At 55.5% G+C, this 15311-nt stretch carries 15 protein-coding genes; 9 read left to right on the plus strand and 6 right to left on the minus strand.

The genetic code is table 11. From position 1 onward, the window contains the following. Positions 1-195 precede the first annotated feature (195 nt). Complete coding sequence (locus tag ACR0MQ_RS02680; protein WP_480605758.1) at positions 196-867, plus strand: PAS domain-containing protein; 672 nt, start codon at positions 196-198, stop codon at positions 865-867. Between the two features lie 51 nt (positions 868-918). On the opposite strand, the gene ACR0MQ_RS02685 is transcribed toward ACR0MQ_RS02680, so the two are convergent. After that, positions 919-2289, minus strand: a complete 1371-nt coding sequence (locus tag ACR0MQ_RS02685; RefSeq protein WP_010440176.1) for a class II 3-deoxy-7-phosphoheptulonate synthase — start codon at positions 2287-2289, stop codon at positions 919-921. 169 nt (positions 2290-2458) lie between these two features. On the opposite strand from ACR0MQ_RS02685, the gene ACR0MQ_RS02690 reads away from it, so the two are divergent. After that, positions 2459-3463 carry a GlxA family transcriptional regulator gene (locus ACR0MQ_RS02690; RefSeq protein ID WP_170770901.1) on the plus strand — a complete coding sequence of 335 codons (1005 nt, stop codon included), beginning with the start codon at positions 2459-2461 and terminating at the stop codon, positions 3461-3463. A gap of 19 nt (positions 3464-3482) precedes the next feature. Here the strand turns inward: ACR0MQ_RS02690 and ACR0MQ_RS02695 are convergent, their stop codons facing one another. Together ACR0MQ_RS02695 and ACR0MQ_RS02700 are read right to left on the minus strand one after the other, a co-directional pair. Continuing rightward, positions 3483-4010: a GNAT family N-acetyltransferase gene (locus ACR0MQ_RS02695; protein WP_010440178.1), complete on the minus strand. Its 528-nt coding sequence runs from the start codon at positions 4008-4010 to the stop codon at positions 3483-3485. An 81-nt stretch (positions 4011-4091) separates the two neighbouring features. After that, on the minus strand, positions 4092-5186 hold the full coding sequence (locus ACR0MQ_RS02700) for a PQQ-dependent sugar dehydrogenase (RefSeq protein ID WP_480605763.1): 1095 nt from the start codon (positions 5184-5186) through the stop codon (positions 4092-4094). 170 nt (positions 5187-5356) lie between these two features. On the opposite strand from ACR0MQ_RS02700, the gene ACR0MQ_RS02705 reads away from it, so the two are divergent. The 6 genes from ACR0MQ_RS02705 to ACR0MQ_RS02730 all read left to right on the plus strand — a co-directional run bounded on the left by ACR0MQ_RS02705 (position 5357) and on the right by ACR0MQ_RS02730 (position 11131). Then, positions 5357-6538: an ABC transporter substrate-binding protein gene (locus tag ACR0MQ_RS02705; RefSeq protein ID WP_170470285.1), complete on the plus strand. Its 1182-nt coding sequence runs from the start codon at positions 5357-5359 to the stop codon at positions 6536-6538. Between the two features lie 129 nt (positions 6539-6667). Next, positions 6668-7456, plus strand: coding sequence for an ABC transporter ATP-binding protein (locus ACR0MQ_RS02710; protein WP_170470288.1), 789 nt, complete (start codon positions 6668-6670; stop codon positions 7454-7456). Then, positions 7453-8283 carry an ABC transporter ATP-binding protein gene (locus ACR0MQ_RS02715; protein ID WP_170770905.1) on the plus strand — a complete coding sequence of 277 codons (831 nt, stop codon included), beginning with the start codon at positions 7453-7455 and terminating at the stop codon, positions 8281-8283. The genes ACR0MQ_RS02710 and ACR0MQ_RS02715 overlap by 4 nt, the downstream gene beginning before the upstream one ends. 85 nt (positions 8284-8368) lie before the next feature. After that, a complete protein-coding gene (locus tag ACR0MQ_RS02720; protein ID WP_170770907.1) occupies positions 8369-9379 on the plus strand; it encodes a branched-chain amino acid ABC transporter permease in 1011 nt (336 codons plus the stop codon). Beyond that, complete coding sequence (locus tag ACR0MQ_RS02725) at positions 9376-10689, plus strand: branched-chain amino acid ABC transporter permease (RefSeq protein WP_170770909.1); 1314 nt, start codon at positions 9376-9378, stop codon at positions 10687-10689. Before ACR0MQ_RS02720 ends, ACR0MQ_RS02725 begins: the two co-directional genes overlap by 4 nt. 187 nt (positions 10690-10876) lie before the next feature. Further along, the gene (locus ACR0MQ_RS02730; RefSeq protein WP_010440186.1) at positions 10877-11131 is read left to right on the plus strand and encodes a hypothetical protein; all 255 of its coding nucleotides are present in this window, start codon (positions 10877-10879) and stop codon (positions 11129-11131) included. 44 nt (positions 11132-11175) lie between these two features. Here the strand turns inward: ACR0MQ_RS02730 and ACR0MQ_RS02735 are convergent, their stop codons facing one another. Further along, positions 11176-12723, minus strand: coding sequence for a helicase HerA-like domain-containing protein (locus ACR0MQ_RS02735; protein WP_480605770.1), 1548 nt, complete (start codon positions 12721-12723; stop codon positions 11176-11178). 452 nt (positions 12724-13175) lie between these two features. On the opposite strand from ACR0MQ_RS02735, the gene ACR0MQ_RS02740 reads away from it, so the two are divergent. Next, the gene (locus tag ACR0MQ_RS02740) at positions 13176-13769 is read left to right on the plus strand and encodes an invasion associated locus B family protein (protein WP_170470310.1); all 594 of its coding nucleotides are present in this window, start codon (positions 13176-13178) and stop codon (positions 13767-13769) included. 49 nt (positions 13770-13818) lie between these two features. On the opposite strand, the gene ACR0MQ_RS02745 is transcribed toward ACR0MQ_RS02740, so the two are convergent. Beyond that, positions 13819-15027 carry a beta-ketoacyl-[acyl-carrier-protein] synthase family protein gene (locus ACR0MQ_RS02745; RefSeq protein ID WP_170470313.1) on the minus strand — a complete coding sequence of 403 codons (1209 nt, stop codon included), beginning with the start codon at positions 15025-15027 and terminating at the stop codon, positions 13819-13821. An 8-nt stretch (positions 15028-15035) separates the two neighbouring features. Beyond that, a complete protein-coding gene (locus ACR0MQ_RS02750) occupies positions 15036-15293 on the minus strand; it encodes an acyl carrier protein (RefSeq protein ID WP_010440190.1) in 258 nt (85 codons plus the stop codon). Positions 15294-15311 lie beyond the last annotated feature (18 nt).

Genomic DNA, 15311 nt, shown 5'->3' on the forward strand with positions numbered 1-15311 from the left:
TGCCATTGACCAGCAGGGGGCAAGTCCTTGCTCAAATCCGGATCAATTCCGAGAGGTTAACCATTCGTTAAAGAATTGCTCCAAAATTGTCTTAACCCCTGTCAATCTTGCAGCGGGAAAGGCTGGTGGGTCGCAGCATTGCCCATTAGGTGGCATTTTAGAAAAATCGTGATCTATTGACGTTGGGGTGATGAAATGAAGAGGTTTTTCAGTACTAAATCCGGTTCTGAATTTGGAAAGATCATCGCGATGGACCGATTTGAGAGTGGACGCAGCCTGTCTCCTATTCGTCAGGCCGAAGCCTATTGGACAGCATTGCTGACAGCAGACGGCGTTCCGATGCGGTCACAAATCGACCCGCGCGGGCTTGAGAATATTCTGGAATACACCTTCATTCTTGAACGCATCGCACCGGGCCTCGCCCGATTTCGTCTGGCCGGGAGTCATCTGAATAAACTGGCGGGAATGGAAGTTCGCGGGATGCCGCTCACTTCGTTTTTCGAGCCCGATGCCCGAGATGACACCAAGCAGCTTCTCGATCAGGTGTTCTCTGCACCAGCAGTTGCCGAACTTGGGCTCGTCTCAACGGGCAAGTTGGGTCGGGTAAGCTTACAAGCGCGCATGATCTTGCTGCCACTCAAGAGCGATTTGGGAGATATCAGCAGAGTCCTGGGTGTCATGGTCAGTGATGGGATGATCGGTGTCACGCCGCGCCGGTTCACAATATCCGATCACCGGGTACATAAGGTTTCCGATCTACAGACCCCGCCAAAACACGCGCCGAACATGGCAGAAGGATTTGCCGAAAGTCCGAGCGGGTTCAAAGGCGCACCGCACCTAAAGCTGGTTTCGTCGCGGGATGAATAAAAAAACGGCGGGCAAGTTGCCCGCCGTTTTCGTCTTTGAACCATTGCTACTTTAGCTCGCGGCGCGCTTGCCCCGATCCCGGCGCAGATTGGTCAGTTCTTCCGCAACAAGGAAGGCCAGTTCTAGCGACTGCGACGCATTCAGGCGCGGGTCGCACGCTGTGTGATAGCGATCGGAAAGATCCTCTTCGGTCACCGCGCGGACACCGCCGGTGCATTCGGTGACGTCCAGACCGGTCATCTCGAAATGCACCCCACCCGGAACGGTGCCCTCGGCCTGATGCACTCCAAAGAAGTCGCGTACTTCACGCAGCACGGAATCGAACGGTCGTGTCTTATACCCGGTCGCCGATTTGATCGTGTTGCCATGCATCGGGTCACAAACCCAAGTGACCTTGGCACCTTCTTCTTTCACAGCCTGGACCAGACGCGGCAAATGCTCACCCGCTTTGCCTGCGCCGAAACGCGCAATCAAAGTCAGACGACCCTCTTCGTTTTCCGGGTTCAGTTTCGACATCAGAACCTTGAGGTCTTCGGCGCTGGTTGTCGGACCGCATTTCAAACCGATCGGGTTCAGGACACCGCGGCAAAATTCGACATGCGCACCGTCGGGCTGGCGGGTACGGTCGCCGATCCAGATCATGTGGCCCGAGCCAGCCAACCAATTGCCCGAGGTCGAATCCAGACGGGTCAGCGCCTCTTCGTACTCAAGCAGCAGGCCTTCGTGACTGGTGTAGAACTCTACCGACGAAAACTCATGCGTCGTATCCGCAGTGATGCCCGCCGCCCCCATGAAATCAATCGAATCCTGAATGCGGTCGGCGATCTCAGAGTATTTCTGAACGTCTTGCCCATCGGCAAAGCCCAGTGTCCAGGAGTGGACATGGCTCATATCCGCGAAACCACCTGTCGAAAACGCGCGCAGCAGGTTTAGCGTGGCGGCCGCCTGAGTGTAGGCCTGCAGCATCTTGCTCGGATCAGGAATTCGGGCCTCGGGCGTGAAGTCCAGTTCGTTGATGATATCACCACGGTAGCTGGGCAGTTCTACACCATCCACAATTTCCGTTGGCGCGCTGCGTGGCTTGGCGAATTGACCCGCCATGCGGCCAACTTTCACCACAGGCACCTTGGCGCCATAGGTTAGCACCATCGCCATTTGCAGCATCACCTTGAACGTGTCACGGATAGCGTCCGCACTGAACTGTTCAAAGCTTTCAGCACAATCTCCGCCTTGCAGCAGGAATGCCTCACCACGGCCTGCAGCACCCAAATGCTGCTTGAGCCGCCGCGCTTCGCCGGCAAAAACCAGCGGGGGATACTTTGAAAGCTGCGCCTCGACTTTTCCCAACGCAGCCGCGTCGGTATAGTCGGGCATCTGAACTCGGGGCTTGTTGCGCCAGTTCGTTTTTTGCCACTCGGTCATAGCTTGGATCTCCGCTGAGGTAATTCAGATCGTCTCTATACAAAAAGCATTGAAGAGAGGCCATATGCGATTTGCACCTCTTGACGGCACAAACAAGCTTTGAGCATGTTGACGGGCATATCTGCCGTCGCCAAGAAGCTGACGTGTACCGAATCAAGGACAGTTCGCCATGCAAGAGCAACGCCAAGTTGTCACCGTGGAAAATGACGCGGGCAAACCGCTTAATTTTGTGTTTGTCCTTTTGGACAAATTTTCACTGCTGTCCTTTGCTTCGGCCCTCGACAGTCTGCGCATCGCCAATCGTATGGCAAATCGCGATTTGTATACTTGGACGCTGGCGGGTGAAGGCGGAGAGCTGGTGCATTGTTCAGCCGGAACCACCTTCAAATTGGATGCAGACCTTAAAGAATTGCAGCGCGATGAAGTGATCCTGATCTGCGGTGGGGTCGACGTTCAGGCGGCCACTACGAAACGGGTGTTGAACTGGCTCCGCCGCGAGGCCCGCAAGGGGCTGAAGATCGGTGGTCTCTGCACTGCTGCTTATACGCTTGCGAAAGCGGGATTGCTGGAAGGTAAACGCGCCACAATCCACTGGGAAAACTCCGACAGCTTTGCTGAGGAGTTCGATACGGTCGAGCTTACCAAATCCGTATTTCTGGTGGATGGGAACCGAATGACCACCGCAGGTGGAACATCGTCGATTGATCTGATGCTTAAACTGATTGCCGACGACTATGGTGAAGATCTGGCCAACGCTGTTGCAGATCAGATGATATATTCCTCAATCCGCACGGATCAGGACACTCAGCGTCTGTCGACGCCGACGCGGATCGGTGTACGTCACCCCAAGCTCAGCCAAGTCATCCTGATGATGGAAAAGAACATAGAAGAGCCGATCTCGCCATCGATTCTGGCCAAGGACGTGGGCATGTCCACGCGTCAGCTTGAACGCCTGTTCCGCCGCTATCTTAGCCGTTCCCCCAAGCGCTACTACATGGAACTGCGCCTGCACAAAGCGCGCAACTTGCTGATGCAGACAGATATGAGTGTCATCAACGTGGCACTGGCCTGTGGCTTTGCCAGCCCATCGCATTTCTCAAAATGCTATCGGGCGCATTACAACACTACACCCTACCGTGAACGTGGAGCGCAGAGCGGGCGATTGTCTGTTTGATCCAAGGACGCTGCCAGACCTACAACTCTTTTTCGAAGTAATGCAGGTGCGGCCGAAGCATCGGCTGATCCAGATAGGTTGTTGTTTCGATCGGTTCTTCAAGCTCGACGAATCCGAGCTTGGGATACAAGCTTCGCATTTCGACATTTGGCGTCAGTGTGTCAGCGATCAGGCGCTTGAGACCCATATCGCGTGCAGCTTGTTCACGGGCCATAATCAGCGCACGCCCCGCACCGGTTCCTCTTGCTCCCTCAATCACAAAGACACGCTTTAGCTCACCTGTACGGGAATCAAAGCGTTTCAGCATTCCGCATCCAATGATGTCTCGGGTTTGATTTCTGGCCACAACCAAGCATCCGTTCGGGGGCAAATAGTCATCCGTATTTGCCCAGAACTCGGCCAGCGCGCTTTCAGGGGCAGCTGGATCTATCTCAAATCCCATTGCCTGCATTCTGACAACGATAAGCGCGTAATACTCTTTCAAGATCGAATTCAGTTCGCTCTTCGGCGGTATAGTGCTGCACAGTTCAATTACGAAGCCACTCATTTGGCACCTCAAAACAACTGGCCACCGGGTTACTCAAACGCTTCGATGACTTGGAAAATTCAATAACTTCGTTGCAGGTTATCAGAGGCGCGACATCCTATAAACCGCGCCCTGCCCGACCGAAATGAACCAGATCGACCCATCGGACGCCTCTACGATATCACGGACACGTTCTGTTTCAGGACCCTTGATCCGTTCTACCTCACGAAGCGGATTGCCCGAAAGCCGTGCAATATAGTCGAATTTCAGAGATCCGACGAACAAATCACCTTTCCACTGCGGCCACAGCTTACCCGAATACACAAGCAATCCCGAGGGTGCGATAGACGGGTCCCAATAGTGTTTAGGCTGCTCCATCCCTTGTTTCGACGTTCCTTCGCCAATCTTCTGACCCGAGTAATGCACCCCATAAGAGATCACGGGCCATCCATAGTTAGCTCCGGGCCGGATCAGATTGACCTCATCGCCCCCTTTGGCCCCGTGTTCAGATACCCAAAGCCGACCCTGCTGATCCAAGTTGGCTCCCTGAGGGTTCCTGTGCCCAAACGACCAGATTTCGGGCCGGATATCGGGATTGTCCACAAACGGATTGTCACGAGGAACTGTTCCATCTCGATTTATTCGAATAACCTTTCCCAAATGGTTTGACCGGTCTTGAGCTGCCGGACGATCCCCACGATCTCCGATCGTGACAAACAAAGAGCCATCCTCAGCCTCGACGACACGCGAGCCAAAGTGCCGACCCCCGGAACCGCCGGGTACGGCCTCAAAAATTATGCGCAGGTTGGTCAGGCGATCCCCGCTTTCGGAGAACCGCGCGACTGCAACTGCAGTACCCGCACCACCTCTTTGCGGCTTTGAAAACGTTAGAAAAAGCTCTCGGGTTTGACTGAAATTCCGAGCAATCGTGACATCAAGCAAACCACCCTGCCCGTTCGCGACCACTCTTGGCACCCCTTTGACGCGCTTTGCCTCGCCTTCAGCGACGTAAAGAAGCTCTCCATCGCGTTCGGTTACGACGAAACTGTTGTCCGGAAGAATGCCAATGGCCCACGGCGTGTCCAGGCCTTTCACGACTTGGTTGAGTTGAATTCTCCCGACCGAAGTCTCGATAACATCGGACCAGCCGGACACCGACCAACAGGACAGAATCAGAATCGCTAAAATTCTATGCATCTCTACCCTCTTCTCAACAATACTTCGGTATTAAGGCTCAATTCCCATCAAAGCAGATAGATTGTCTGCGGACAAAAGCACTTTTTTGTTAGGACTTTTCTTTTCCGAACAGCTTGCCTAGGGTCGTGCCCAGAACGACAACGTTCAAACAATAAATAGGGAGTAACCTAATGAAAAAGCTGCTTACCGCTACCGCAGCAACCGCCCTGCTGGCGGGAACCGCAATGGCCGACGACGTTAAGCTGGGTGTGCTGTTTGGCTTTACGGGTCCGATTGAATCGCTGGCACCTGCCATGGGTTCGGGCGCTGAACTGGCAATGGCCGAAGTTACCGAATCCGGGAAGCTGCTGGATGGCTCAACCGTTACCGGAACGCGTGCTGACACCGGCTGCATCGACAACGGCCTGGCGACATCGAACGGCGAACGCATGATCGCGGATGGCGTCGCTGGCATCATCGGCGGTGACTGCTCGGGCGTAACTGGCGCCATCCTGCAGAACGTTGCGATTCCGAACGGCATGGTCATGATCTCACCCTCGGCAACATCGCCTGGCCTGTCGACCATGGAGGATAACGGCCTGTTCTTCCGCACCGCCCCGTCGGATGCGCGTGAAGGTCAGGTGATGGCAGATATCCTGAACGATCGCGGCATCAGTTCGATCGCTCTGACATACACCAACAACGACTACGGCAAAGGTCTGGCAGACGCGATCCAGTCTTCATTCGAAGCTTCGGGTGGTGAAGTCACCATCGTCGCTGCACATGAAGACGGCAAGGCTGACTACTCGGCAGAAGTCGGCGCGCTGGCCTCCGCCGGTGGCGACATACTGGTGGTTGCGGGTTATCTGGACCAAGGCGGTCTGGGCATCATCCAGTCAGCACTGGACAGCGGCGCGTTTGACACGTTCGGTCTGCCTGGCGGCATGATCGGTGACTCGCTGCCCGCAAATGTCGGCCCCGACCTGAACGGCTCGTTCGGACAGATCGCCGGTTCCGGCGGCGAAGGTGCTGAGAAATACTTTGCCATGGCTGAAGCTGCTGGTTTCGACGGCTCTTCACCCTATTCGCCCGAAGCTTACGATGCCGCAGCGCTGTTCATGCTGGCCATGCAGGCCGCAGGTTCGACCGCTCCGGCAGAATACGGTGCAAAGATCATGGACGTTGCCAACGCTCCGGGTGAGAAAATCTATCCCGGTGAACTGGCCAAAGGTCTGGAACTGTTGGCTGCTGGTCAGGAAATCGACTATGTCGGCGCATCTGGTGTTGAACTGATCGGACCCGGTGAAAGCGCAGGTTCCTATCGCGAGATCGAAGTGACCGACGGCGAGAACAAGACCGTCAACTTCCGTTGATCCGAACTTCATAGTCATAAAATCAAGCAGCCCGGGCCTTGTGTCCGGGCTGTTTCAATGACAAAAGGCCGCACCTCCCTTAAGGGGATGTGACAACAAGAACGCCGAACAGGGCGGCAAGGGGAAAAGATGATCGTCGTCGAAGACGTGCACAAGCATTTCGGCGGGTTTCATGCGGTGGACGGGGCATCGCTGGAAATCCAAAAAGGGTCCATCACCGGCCTGATCGGTCCGAACGGGGCCGGAAAAACCACTCTGTTCAACGTGATCGCGGGTGTTCTTCCACCGACCAGCGGCAAGGTCCACATGGATGGTGAGGATATCACTGGCCTGCCTCCGCATGAGCTGTTTCACAAAGGCCTGCTGCGTACCTTCCAAATCGCGCATGAGTTTTCCTCGATGTCCTGCCGCGAGAACCTGATGATGGTACCCGGTGCGCAATCGGGTGAATCGCTGTGGAACACATGGTTCGGGCGTAAACGTATCGCCGATGAGGAACGCGCACTGAAAGCCAAGGCTGATGAGGTGCTGGAGTTCCTGACCATCGAGCATCTGGCAGATCACAAGGCCGGTCAGGTCTCGGGTGGGCAGAAGAAACTGCTGGAACTTGGCCGCACCATGATGGTCGACGCCAAGATCGTGTTTCTGGACGAGGTCGGCGCGGGCGTGAACCGCACCCTGCTGATGACCATTGCTGACACGATTCTGCGCCTGAACAAGGAACGCGGCTATACCTTCGTCGTCATCGAGCACGACATGGATTTCATTGGCAAGATCTGCGACCCGGTCATCTGTATGGCCGAGGGTAAGGTGCTGGCCGAAGGCACTCTGGACGAGATCAAAGCCAATGAACACGTGATCGAAGCTTATCTGGGCACCGGCCTTAAGAACAAAGACAAGCTGGAGGCGGGCGCATGAGCGACAACCCCTACCAGGACGATAAGGGCAACAAGGACGCCTCAATCACCAATCCGCATGGTGTCGGCACCATGACTCCAGCGCATCGCAAAAGTGGTGAGACTCACCGAGTCGAGGGCGGCCCTTTCCTGATTGGTGACACCATGACCGGCGGCTATGGCAAAGGGCCGGACATACTGCATGATTGCACCATTGCCGTTGACAAGGGTGAGATTGCGGTGATCGTGGGACCCAACGGTGCGGGTAAATCAACTGCAATGAAGGCTGTTTTTGGCATGCTAGATGTACGCCAAGGGTCTGTGCGCCTGGATGGCGAAGACATCACCAATCTCAGCCCGCAGGATCGTGTGCAGCGTGGCATGGGCTTTGTGCCACAGACCTCGAATATATTTACGTCGATGACGGTCGAAGAGAACCTTGAGATGGGCGCTTTCATCCGTCGTGACGATTTCTCGGATACGATGGAGCAGGTCTATGACCTCTTCCCCATTCTCCGCGACAAACGCAATCAGGCCGCCGGAGAGCTGTCAGGTGGTCAACGCCAACAGGTCGCTGTGGGCCGCGCGCTGATGACCCAGCCCAAGGTACTAATGCTGGACGAACCCACCGCTGGAGTCTCACCCATCGTGATGGATGAGTTGTTTGATCGGATCATCGAGGTCTCGCGCACCGGCCTGCCGATCCTGATGGTCGAACAGAATGCCCGTCAGGCGTTGGAGATCGCGGACAAGGGGTATGTACTGGTTCAGGGACGCAATGCCTATACCGGGACGGGCAAGGAACTGCTGGCCGATCCGGAAGTTCGCAAGAGTTTCTTGGGGGGATGACGCCAGTGACAGCTACTCTCGTGTTTGATCACTCTGAAATCAGGTCGAAAAAACGAACGAACTTGGAAAATGAGGTAACGAACTAATGGACTTCCTCAACGCCCTTGTGGCGCTCTCCAACTTCGTTCTTGTTCCCGCAATCGCCTATGGCAGCCAGTTGGCGCTGGGCGCGTTGGGGGTGACGCTGATCTATGGCATCCTTCGGTTCTCGAACTTTGCCCATGGCGATACGATGGCCTTTGGCGCGATGATCGCCGTGCTGGTCACGTGGGCCATGCAGGCCGCCGGGGTCAGTTTCGGGCCGCTGCCGACCGCTCTGCTCGCCCTGCCCTTTGCCATTCTGGGCTGTATTGTGCTGGTGCTGATCACCGACCGACTGGTTTATAGGTTCTACCGGGAACAAAAGGCCAAACCGGTTATTCTGGTGATCGTATCCATGGGCGTGATGTTCATCATGAACGGGCTGGTACGGTTCATCATCGGGCCAGATGACCAGAGGTTCTCAGACGGTGCGCGGTTCCTGATTAAAGCGCGGGATTTCAAGGCTTGGACAGGGCTGAACGAGGGGCTTGCGATCAAGACCTCGCAAGCCATCACAGTTGTTGTCGCTGTGGTAGCCGTGGCCGCCTTGTTCTGGTTCCTCAACAAGACCCGCACCGGCAAGTCGATGCGCGCCTATTCGGATAACGAGGATTTGGCGCTTCTGTCCGGCATCAACCCCGAACGCGTGGTGATGATCACCTGGATCATCGTCGCCGCCCTGGCGACCACTGCAGGTGTGCTTTACGGCCTCGACAAAAGCTTTAAGCCTTTCGTCTATTTCCAGCTTTTGCTGCCGATCTTCGCATCGGCCATTGTGGGCGGCCTCGGAAACCCTCTGGGCGCCATCGCGGGCGGTTTCATTATCGCGTTTTCTGAGGTGACCGTCACCTATGCGTGGAAAAAGGTGCTGACCTATCTGGCACCGGAAAACCTGGAACCGTCCAGTTTGGTCCAGTTCCTGTCCACCGACTACAAATTCGCCGTCAGCTTCGCCATCTTGCTGATCGTGCTGCTGTTTAAGCCGACAGGCCTGTTCAAAGGAAAAGTAATATGAGCGAGCCCGTCAAAAACACACTGCTATTTGTTGTCGTTGGCAGCCTGATCCTGTTGACCGGTTTCACTCAAAGTTGGAACGCCGCGATCCTGATCCTGAACATGGGCCTGATCTCGGCCATCATGTCGATTGGGGTGAATCTGCAATGGGGCTTTGCAGGCCTGTTCAACGTCGGCGTCATGGGCTTTGTTGCGCTGGGCGGGCTGGCGGTTGTTCTGGTCTCAACCCCACCGACACCCGGCGCATGGTCAAGTGGAGGTTACGGTGTCATACTTTCGCTTCTGCTGGGGGCGGCAACCGTGGTTGCGGCCGTTATGGTCGCGCAGAAGATGCCGAAAGGGCTCACACGGACATTTGCGATCATCGGCATTCTGGTCGTTGGATTTTTTGTTTACCGCGCAATCTTTGATCCCAATGTTGCTTCGATCGAAGCGATTGATCCTGCTGTGGCAGGCAATATCGGCGGGCTGAACCTGCCGGTCCTATTCGCTTGGCCGGCTGGAGGGCTGCTGGCCGCAGGCGCGGCCTGGCTGATCGGTAAAACCGCTCTGGGTTTGCGTTCGGACTATCTGGCGATTGCTACGCTTGGGATCGCCGAAATCATCATCGCGGTTATGAAAAACGAAGACTGGTTGGCCCGTGGGGTCAAGAATGTCTACGGCATACCGCGCCCCGCACCAGTGGTGGGCTATGAGGTTGAGCTGCAGCAAGACCCCTCTTTCATCGCGCGGGCCGAATGGTTCGGGCTGGACCCCGTCACCGCCTCGACCCTATCCGTGAAGCTTGGGTATTCGTTGCTGTTCCTCATCGTGTTGCTGATACTGCTCTGGATGGCTCAGATGGCGTTGAAAAGTCCTTGGGGCCGCATGATGCGTGCCATTCGTGACAACGAAGTCGCGGCTGAGGCGATGGGCAAGGACGTCACCCGCCGTCATTTGCAAATCTTTGTTCTGGGTTCGGCCATCTGCGGCATTGCCGGCGCAATGATGACCACGCTCGACGGGCAGCTGACACCAGGTACCTACAACCCCTTGCGCTTTACCTTCCTTGTTTGGGTCATGGTCATCGTCGGCGGATCGGGCAACAATTTCGGAGCCGTACTGGGAGCGTTCCTAATCTGGTTCTTGTGGGTGCAGGTTGAACCCATTGGCCTGTGGCTGATGAACCTAATCACCGCAGGAATGCCCGATGGCAGCGCTTTGAAGTCGCATCTGATAGACAGCGCAGCACATATGCGGTTGTTCACGATGGGACTTATTCTGCTGATTGTTCTCAGATTCAGCCCAAGAGGGTTGATCCCAGAGAAATAAGCAAAATTTCGTGAGAAATTCCCCTAACGCGCCGTGATCCGGCGCGTTTTATTGTGCGGAAGATCAGAAAGGGCTAAACCTGCACACTGCGAACCACCACATCGCTGCTGTGCCGAGCTCTGTGCGAGATTGGCGCAGGGTTGTTAACGATCTGAACGTTTACCAGGATGAGAGCATCGACCTCGCTATGAACAAACCACTCAAAATATTCGCTATGGCCGTTCCGACATTGGCAGTGTTATCGGCCTGCGTACCCACGCCCGAGGAATTGGAAACCACCCCGGTCAAGGTGCAGACACCAAAAGGGGTCGTGACCTGCCAGCTTTACCGGCATGACAGGGTCAGCTGGGATCGTGCGATCGATTTCCCCGCCACCAAGATGTCGGTGCCCGAGGCAGACAACTACTGCAAACAAGAAGGCCTGCGACGATTGAAGCGCTGATCAGGCGGCGTGCGACCTGTTGATCGCGCGCATGAACGAACGCCTCATCGATTGCGAAACAATCCGCCCAGGATGCCACGAACGATACGGCGACCTGTCGTTCCTTTCAGCTCTTTGATCACGGCCTCGCTCATGGCCGTGGCGAAAGTATCCTTCTTTCGCGAGACACGCGAAGAAGAGCGCCCAACACGACTGCCCGAATATCTGCGGGCCGAGGCATATTCCCGTTCCATCGGGCTCTGCTGTTCCAAAACTTCGTCGGATTCGGCCTGTTCAGCCGCGTTGGCCGCCGCATTGGCCCGCGCCTGCAGGATTTCAAAGGCAGATTTGCGATCGATCCGGGTGCCGTATTTGGCACCCATCGGAGACGTTTCGATGAACGATTGACGCTCAGCCTTGGTTATCGGACCAAGTTGAGAACCCGGCGGTCGGATCAGGGTGCGTTCGACGACACCCGGGACCCCTTTTTTTTGCAGCATCGAGGTTACCGCCTCGCCCACGCCGACTTCGCGAATGGCGGCCTCGGTATCGAAGGAGGGATTCTCGCGATAGGTCTCTGCAGCCAGACGCAGGTTTTTTCGATCGCGTGCGGTAAATGCCCGAAGCGCATGCTGGATCCGATTGCCCAGCTGGCCGAGGATATCTTCGGGAATGTCGGCTGGGTTTTGCGAGATAAAGTACACGCCCACACCCTTCGATCGGATTAGCCGCGCCACTTGTTCGACCTTGTCCACCAGCACTTTCGGAGCGTCCTCGAACAGCAAATGCGCCTCGTCAAAGAAGAACACCAGCTTGGGTTTTTCCGGATCACCAACTTCGGGCAATTCCTCGAAGAGTTCACTGAGCAACCATAACAAGAAAGTCGCATATAGACGCGGAGACCCCATCAATTTGTCCGAGGCCAGGATGTTCACCATACCTTGCCCGCTTTCGTCAGTTTGCATCAGATCTGCAAGTTCCAGCGCAGGCTCACCGAACAGGTTCGTGCCACCCTGATTTTCAAGCACCAGCAAACGCCGCTGAATGGCACCAATCGATGCCGTGGAAACGTTGCCATATCGCAGCGACAGCTGGGCTCGGTTTTCGCCAATCCAGACCAGCAATGCCTGCAGGTCTTTCAAGTCCAGCAGCGGCATGCCCTCTTCATCCGCGACCCTAAAGGCGATATTCAGAATACCTTCCTGCGCCTCGCTAAGCTCCATCAGTCTGGATAACAGCAGCGGGCCCATCTCTGTCACGGTCGTTCGCACGGGATGGCCTTGTTCACCGAACAGGTCCCAAAAAGTAACCGGGCACGCGGTGTACGAGAATGTATCGAACCCGATCTTTGCAGCGCGGTCCTGAAAGGCTTGATGTAGCTTGTGACTTTCGCTTCCGGGCAGCGCCAATCCCGACAAGTCACCTTTGACATCGGACAGAAACACCGGAACACCGGCTTGCGAAAATCCTTCGGCCAGAATTTGCAGCGTTACCGTCTTACCTGTTCCGGTCGCGCCGGCGATAAGACCGTGGCGGTTCGCGTATTTCAATGACAACCCCTGTGCCACTGAGTATCCATCACCGCCGCCGCCTACGAATATTTTGTTGTCCATTAAGAAACTGCCCTGAATTCTACCGATCTGCTGCAAGCATACAAAGTTAACCTTTCGCTGCGAGAGTAAATGTTGCTCATCGTGGTCTGACTGCGGTGGCAAACTTCCTCCCTGTCGACTGGCCGTGCCTTCGGGCACGGCTTTTTTATGAATTCTGACCAAATCCAACGATATCGGTTCTTTTTTTGGGGGTTAGCAGTTGACCGATGGGTTTCGCTTTCGTAACGTCTGCGCATAACTAAGTCGGCCAGTCCGACGGGGAGAAAAATTCAAGAAGGGAGCCGCTCCACCGGCTCCCTTTTTCATTGCCTGTTCACTGCTTAATTTGCTGTGTTTGACGCGTATCGGCAAAAAATTGAGTAATTTGCAGACCGTCGTTCGGATTGTTCCTGACACCGCCCTACAACAATGTTAGACGAGGCAAAAAGCTGGATCATCAAGATGAGGCATTTATGATCAGGAAATTGGCACCCCTTAGCATCGTGGCGGCAGGACTTTTCTGCACCACGGCCCTAGCGCAGGAAAGCACCGACGCTCCGGAAACCGGGGCCGAGGTCGGTTCTGATCTGGATTTGGGCCAGACCGGTCCCCGGATTGGCGAGCAATATGAGAAAGAGCAATCGGGCGATTGGAAAATTTCTTGCATCAAATCCGATGCTAGCCAGGATCCGTGCGCCATGGTTCAGATTCTGAACAATCAGCAAGGCGATCCAATCGCCGAGGTGTCGATCGGCAAGTTGCCGCAAGGAGGTGCCGCCGTCGCTTGGGCAAATGTCGTGGTTCCGCTTGAAACACTTCTGCAGGCTCAGTTGGCGGTTTCAATCGATGGTGCGCCGCGCAAGTTGTATAACTATCACCACTGTGTCCCGGTAGGATGTCTTGCGCAACTGGGACTGACACAGGGCGATATCGATGCCATGAGATCGGGATCCACTGCAGTGCTCTCGCTGGTCCCTGCCCGGCTGCCGGATCAGGTGCTGAACATGGAGATGTCGCTAAGCGGTTTCACCGCAGCATTTGATGGCCTGACTGAGTCAGCAAACTGATACCGAATTTAGCTAAAACCCGGGCCGTTGCTTAACAGCGACGGCTTGTTCATATCCGCTTTAGCGCGAGAACGGCATTCAATCCGCCAAAGGCAAACGCGTTGCTAAGTGCGACATCGACCTTCGCCTCACGCGCTTCGTTCGGCACCACATCGAGTGCACATTCGGGGTCAGGCTCTTCATAGCCGATAGTCGGGGCGACAATTCCGTCGCGTAAGGCCATGATACAGGCCAGCAACTCGACCGCGCCAGTTCCACCAATCAAATGACCATGCATTGATTTGGTGGACGAGATCATGAGGTCGTCTGCATGAGGGCCAAATACATCAGCAACCGCAGCGCATTCGGTTTTGTCATTTGCAGCCGTGCCAGTGCCATGCGCGTTGATATACCCCACGTCACTGGCATTTAATTTGGCATCCGCCAAGGCACCGGCCATCGCACGAGAAGCCCCTTGTTTGCTTGGCATAACGATGTCGGCCGCATCTGATGACATGGCAAAGCCCACGACTTCGCACAGGATTTCAGCGCCACGCGCACGCGCGTGTTCATATTCTTCGAAGACAAAGACACCCGCTCCTTCGCCTTGCACCATCCCGTTTCGGTTAGCACTGAATGGGCGACAGGCATCTTTGGACATGACACGAAGCCCTTCCCACGCCTTAACACCGCCAAAACACAGCATCGATTCCGACCCACCAGTCACCATGGCTGGTGCAGCCCCACTGCGCACCATCTGAAACGCCTGTGCCATGGCATGATTCGATGATGCACAAGCGGTCGACACCGTGAAGCTGGGGCCTTTTAGGTTGTGTTCCATCGAAACGTGGCTGGCTGCTGCGTTGTTCATCAATTTGGGGACAACAAATGGATGCACCCTGTTTTTACCGTCCTCGTAGACCGAACGATAGTTGTCATCCCAGGTTGAAACACCGCCCCCGGCGGTTCCCAAAACAACGCCTGACCGTGCCGCAGTATCACCCGAGAACACAATACCTGACTGGTCAATCGCCTCTTTGGCAGCGGTCAGCGTGAACTGTGTGAACCGATCATACAGCGTCATCTGCTGACGATTGAACCGCCCCTCAGCCTCAAAACCGCGCACTTGACCGCCGATTTTGATCGACAACCGGTCTACATCACGGAACTCAAGATCTGAGATACCGCATCGGCCTTCACGCATGGCTTCCAGCGTATCGGGGACAGAATGACCCAGAGAATTGATGGTGCCCGCACCCGTAATGACGACGCGTTTCATACCGGAGGTCAGACCTTTTCCGATACAAGTTTTTCTATGCCCGCAATAATCGCGGCCACGTTTGAAATATCGAAATCACTTGCAGTGGGTTCGTTCGCGTTGAAAGGCACCGTGATATCAAACTCTTCTTCGATGGCAAAGATGCTCTCGACCAGACCCAGGCTATCGATGCCCAAATCCTCGAGCGTGCTGTCGGGCGTCACATCCGAAGGCTCAAGCACGGCCTGCTCGGCAATGATTGCAATGACGCGGTCGCTGATGCTCATCTCGATCCCCTGGTTATC

Source organism: Ruegeria sp. AN6 (genome assembly GCF_056540425.1).